Source organism: Janibacter sp. LM, assembly GCF_039631275.1.
Lineage (GTDB): Bacteria > Actinomycetota > Actinomycetes > Actinomycetales > Dermatophilaceae > Janibacter > Janibacter terrae.
Genome location: NZ_JBDIVG010000053.1, coordinates 1 through 5,362, shown reverse-complemented (window position 1 = coordinate 5,362; position 5,362 = coordinate 1). Strand labels below are relative to the sequence as shown.

At 56.1% G+C, this 5,362-nt stretch carries 3 rRNA genes; all 3 read left to right on the top strand.

Going from position 1 to position 5,362, the window contains the following annotated elements:
• Positions 1 to 130: 130 nt before the first annotated feature.
• Positions 131 to 1,655: ribosomal RNA gene (locus ABC138_RS17190) — 16S ribosomal RNA — on the top strand.
• Between the two features lie 374 nt (positions 1,656 to 2,029).
• Positions 2,030 to 5,142: ribosomal RNA gene (locus tag ABC138_RS17185) — 23S ribosomal RNA — on the top strand.
• A 95-nt stretch (positions 5,143 to 5,237) separates the two neighbouring features.
• Positions 5,238 to 5,354, top strand: a 5S ribosomal RNA gene (rrf, locus tag ABC138_RS17180).
• The 16S, 23S and 5S rRNA genes sit together here, the layout of an rRNA operon.
• Positions 5,355 to 5,362 lie beyond the last annotated feature (8 nt).

The window sequence follows — 5,362 nt, the reverse complement described above, 5'->3', positions numbered from 1 at the left end:
TTTTTTCCTTTGGTTGACAAGAGATTCAAACAGCGATTGCGCTGGTTGTTCTTGCTCAGTCATGGTTCAGCCCTTTGTTGGGTTATGGATTGCTCCCTTTGAGCCTTTTGGGTTCGGGGGGTGTTGATCATCAACGGAGAGTTTGATCCTGGCTCAGGACGAACGCTGGCGGCGTGCTTAACACATGCAAGTCGAACGGTGAAGCTTGGAGCTTGCTTCGAGTGGATCAGTGGCGAACGGGTGAGTAACACGTGAGCAACCTGCCCCAGACTCTGGAATAAGCGCTGGAAACGGCGTCTAATACTGGATATGTGACGGACCTGCATGGGTACCGTCTGGAAAGTTTTTCGGTTTGGGATGGGCTCGCGGCCTATCAGCTTGTTGGTGAGGTAATGGCTCACCAAGGCGACGACGGGTAGCCGGCCTGAGAGGGCGACCGGCCACACTGGGACTGAGACACGGCCCAGACTCCTACGGGAGGCAGCAGTGGGGAATATTGCACAATGGGCGAAAGCCTGATGCAGCGACGCCGCGTGAGGGATGACGGCCTTCGGGTTGTAAACCTCTTTCAGCAGGGAAGAAGCGAAAGTGACGGTACCTGCAGAAGAAGCACCGGCTAACTACGTGCCAGCAGCCGCGGTAATACGTAGGGTGCGAGCGTTGTCCGGAATTATTGGGCGTAAAGAGCTTGTAGGCGGTTTGTCGCGTCTGCTGTGAAAATCCGGGGCTCAACCCCGGACTTGCAGTGGGTACGGGCAGACTAGAGTGTGGTAGGGGAGACTGGAATTCCTGGTGTAGCGGTGAAATGCGCAGATATCAGGAGGAACACCGATGGCGAAGGCAGGTCTCTGGGCCACTACTGACGCTGAGAAGCGAAAGCATGGGGAGCGAACAGGATTAGATACCCTGGTAGTCCATGCCGTAAACGTTGGGCGCTAGGTGTGGGACTCATTCCACGAGTTCCGTGCCGCAGCTAACGCATTAAGCGCCCCGCCTGGGGAGTACGGCCGCAAGGCTAAAACTCAAAGGAATTGACGGGGGCCCGCACAAGCGGCGGAGCATGCGGATTAATTCGATGCAACGCGAAGAACCTTACCAAGGCTTGACATATACCGGAAACTTCCAGAGATGGTTGCCCCCTTTGGGTCGGTATACAGGTGGTGCATGGTTGTCGTCAGCTCGTGTCGTGAGATGTTGGGTTAAGTCCCGCAACGAGCGCAACCCTCGTTCTATGTTGCCAGCACGTAATGGTGGGGACTCATGGAAGACTGCCGGGGTCAACTCGGAGGAAGGTGGGGATGACGTCAAATCATCATGCCCCTTATGTCTTGGGCTTCACGCATGCTACAATGGCCGGTACAAAGGGCTGCGATACCGCAAGGTGGAGCGAATCCCAAAAAACCGGTCTCAGTTCGGATTGGGGTCTGCAACTCGACCCCATGAAGTCGGAGTCGCTAGTAATCGCAGATCAGCAACGCTGCGGTGAATACGTTCCCGGGCCTTGTACACACCGCCCGTCAAGTCACGAAAGTCGGTAACACCCGAAGCCGGTGGCCCAACCCTTGTGGGGGGAGCCGTCGAAGGTGGGACTGGCGATTGGGACTAAGTCGTAACAAGGTAGCCGTACCGGAAGGTGCGGCTGGATCACCTCCTTTCTAAGGAGCACTGGCCTGGTCCATCTGTGATGGGCTGGGTTCATGTAGAGCTTGGTTTGTCGGCGTATGTCCGGCACCGAGTGCTCTGGGTGGAACATCGATTATTTGACGCTCGTGGCTCGTGCTGGTGAGTACCTGCGCTCCTTTGGGGGGTGTGGTGGAAAGCTGGTGCTGGGTGGCGGGTGTCTGGCACGTTGTTGGGTCCTGAGGGTTCACGCGAGTGAAGCTTCGGGCCGGCTCTCCTTCTGAGGGGGGTTGGTTGTGGGCCTCGCCTGGTGGCGTACCGCATCGCGTTTGCGTGGTGTTGGCGTCACGGTTTGGTGGGGTGCCGCCCGTATGTTGAGAACTACACAGTGGACGCGAGCATCTTTGTGGCTCAAGTTTTTAAGGGCGCACGGTGGATGCCTTGGTACCAGGAACCGAAGAAGGACGTAGGAATCTGCGATAAGCCTCGGGGAGTCGATAACCAGACTTTGATCCGAGGATTTCCGAATGGGGAAACCCGGCTGGAGGCAAGTCCAGTCACTCCCGGCTGAATATATAGGCCGGGTAGAGGGAACGCGGGGAAGTGAAACATCTCAGTACCCGCAGGAAGAGAAAACAATAGTGATTCCGTGAGTAGTGGCGAGCGAAAGCGGATGAGGCCAAACCGGTCATGTGTGATAGCTGTCAGGCGTTGCATGTCCGGGGTTGTGGGAGCTTTTGCTCGGAGCTGACACTTCGGGGTGGAGTAAGAAATCCATGTCATAGTCGAAGGGTCTTGAATGGCCCGGCACAGAGGGTGCGACCCCCGTAGACGAAATGTCGTGGACTCCATGGAGAGATTTCCCAAGTAGCACGGGGCCCGAGAAATCCCGTGTGAATCTGGCGGGACCACCCGCTAAGCCTAAATATTCCCTGGTGACCGATAGCGGACAAGTACCGTGAGGGAAAGGTGAAAAGTACCCCGGGAGGGGAGTGAAATAGATCCTGAAACCGTGCGCTTACAATCCGTCGGAGCCTCCTTGTGGGGTGACGGCGTGCCTTTTGAAGAATGAGCCTGCGAGTTAGTGCTCAGTGGCGAGGTTAACCCGTGTGGGGAAGCCGTAGCGAAAGCGAGTCCGAACAGGGCGTTTTAGTCGCTGGGTCTAGACCCGAAGCGGAGTGATCTACCCATGGCCAGGTTGAAGCGACGGTAAGACGTCGTGGAGGACCGAACCCACTTAGGTTGAAAACTGAGGGGATGAGCTGTGGGTAGGGGTGAAAGGCCAATCAAACTCCGTGATAGCTGGTTCTCCCCGAAATGCATTTAGGTGCAGCGTCACGTGTTTCTTACCGGAGGTAGAGCTACTGGATAGCTAATGGGCCTCACCAGGTTACTGACGTTAGCCAAACTCCGAATGCCGGTAAGTGAGAGCGTGGCAGTGAGACTGCGGGGGATAAGCTCCGTAGTCGAGAGGGAAACAGCCCAGATCACCAGCTAAGGTCCCTAAGCGTGTGCTAAGTGGAAAAGGATGTGGAGTTGCCGTGACAACCAGGAGGTTGGCTTAGAAGCAGCCACCCTTTAAAGAGTGCGTAATAGCTCACTGGTCAAGTGATTCCGCGCCGACAATGTAGCGGGGCTCAAGCACACCACCGAAGCTGTGGCATTGACACACTGCTCGGCACCTTTGGTGTCCAGGCGTGTTGATGGGTAGGGGAGCGTCGTGTGGCGAGCGAAGCGGCGGAGTGATCCAGCCGTGGATGCCACACGAGTGAGAATGCAGGCATGAGTAGCGAAAGACGGGTGAGAAACCCGTCCGCCGAATATCCAAGGGTTCCAGGGTCAAGCTAATCTGCCCTGGGTAAGTCGGGACCTAAGGCGAGGCCGACAGGCGTAGTCGATGGACATCCGGTTGATATTCCGGAACCGGCGAAGAACCGCCCATGATGAATCCAGTGATGCTAAACGCCTGAAGCTCACCGTAGATGCCCTTCGGGGTGTCGTTGGTGGGTGGAACGTGTGACCCTATCTGGTAGTAGTCAAGCAATGGGGAGACGCAGGAAGGTAGCCTCCGCGTGGCGATGGTTGTCCACGTCCAAGGGTGTAGGGAGTCAGGTAGGCAAATCCGCCTGGCACATATCCTGAGACCTGATAGTGACCGCCTCTGGCGGGAAGCAGGGTGATCCTATGCTGCCGAGAAAATCCTCTAGCGAGGTTCTAGCCGCCCGTACCCCAAACCGACTCAGGTGGATAAGTAGAGAATACTAAGGCGATCGAGTGAATCGTGGTTAAGGAATTCGGCAAAATGCCCCCGTAACTTCGGGAGAAGGGGGGCCCGGATTCTGAAGCCCCTTGCGGGCTAGGAAGATGGGCCGCAGAGACCAGGGAGAAGCGACTGTTTACTAAAAACACAGGTCCGTGCGAAGTCGCAAGACGATGTATACGGACTGACGCCTGCCCGGTGCTGGAAGGTTAAGAGGACCGGTTAGCCCCTTGTGGGCGAAGCTGAGAATTTAAGCCCCAGTAAACGGCGGTGGTAACTATAACCATCCTAAGGTAGCGAAATTCCTTGTCGGGTAAGTTCCGACCTGCACGAATGGCGTAACGACTTCTCCACTGTCTCAACCGCGAACTCGGCGAAATTGCATTACGAGTAAAGATGCTCGTTACGCGCAGCAGGACGGAAAGACCCCGGGACCTTCACTATAGCTTGGTATTGGTGATCGGGACGGCTTGTGTAGGATAGGTGGGAGACTGTGAAGCATGCACGCCAGTGTGTGTGGAGTCATCGTTGAAATACCACTCTGGTCGTTCTGGTTATCTAACCTCGGTCCGTGATCCGGATCAGGGACATTGCCTGGTGGGTAGTTTAACTGGGGCGGTTGCCTCCTAAAATGTAACGGAGGCGCTCAAAGGTTCCCTCAGCCTGGTTGGCAATCAGGTGGCGAGTGCAAGTGTACAAGGGAGCTTGACTGCGAGACAGACATGTCGAGCAGGGACGAAAGTCGGAACTAGTGACCCGACGGTGGCTTGTGGAAGCGCCGTCGCTCAACGGATAAAAGGTACCCCGGGGATAACAGGCTGATCTTCCCCAAGAGTCCATATCGACGGGATGGTTTGGCACCTCGATGTCGGCTCGTCGCATCCTGGGGGTGGAGTATCTCCCAAGGGTTGGGCTGTTCGCCCATTAAAGCGGCACGCGAGCTGGGTTTAGAACGTCGTGAGACAGTTCGGTCCCTATCCGCTGTGCGCGTAGGAAACTTGAGAGAGGCTGACCCTAGTACGAGAGGACCGGGTTGGACGAACCTCTGGTGTGTGAGTTGTTCTGCCAAGGGCACCGCTCATTAGCTACGTTCGGGAGTGATAACCGCTGAAAGCATCTAAGCGGGAAGCATGTCTCAAGATGAGGTTTCCATGGAGCTTGCTCCGAGAGGCTCCCAGTAGACTACTGGGTTGATAGGCCAGATGTGGAAGTGCAGCAATGCATGGAGCTGACTGGTACTAATAAGCCGATAACTTGATACACACACAACATCTGTTGCGTAACAAAAGATTGACTCGCGTCCACTGTGCAGTTCCCGAGATACGGTCGGGACACTGTCCACGTATTTCCATAGAGTTTCGGCTGTCATAGCGAGGGGGAAACGCCCGGTCCCATTCCGAACCCGGAAGCTAAGCCCTTCAGCGCCGATGGTACTGCACTGGTGACGGTGTGGGAGAGTAGGACGCAGCCGGACAAACATTG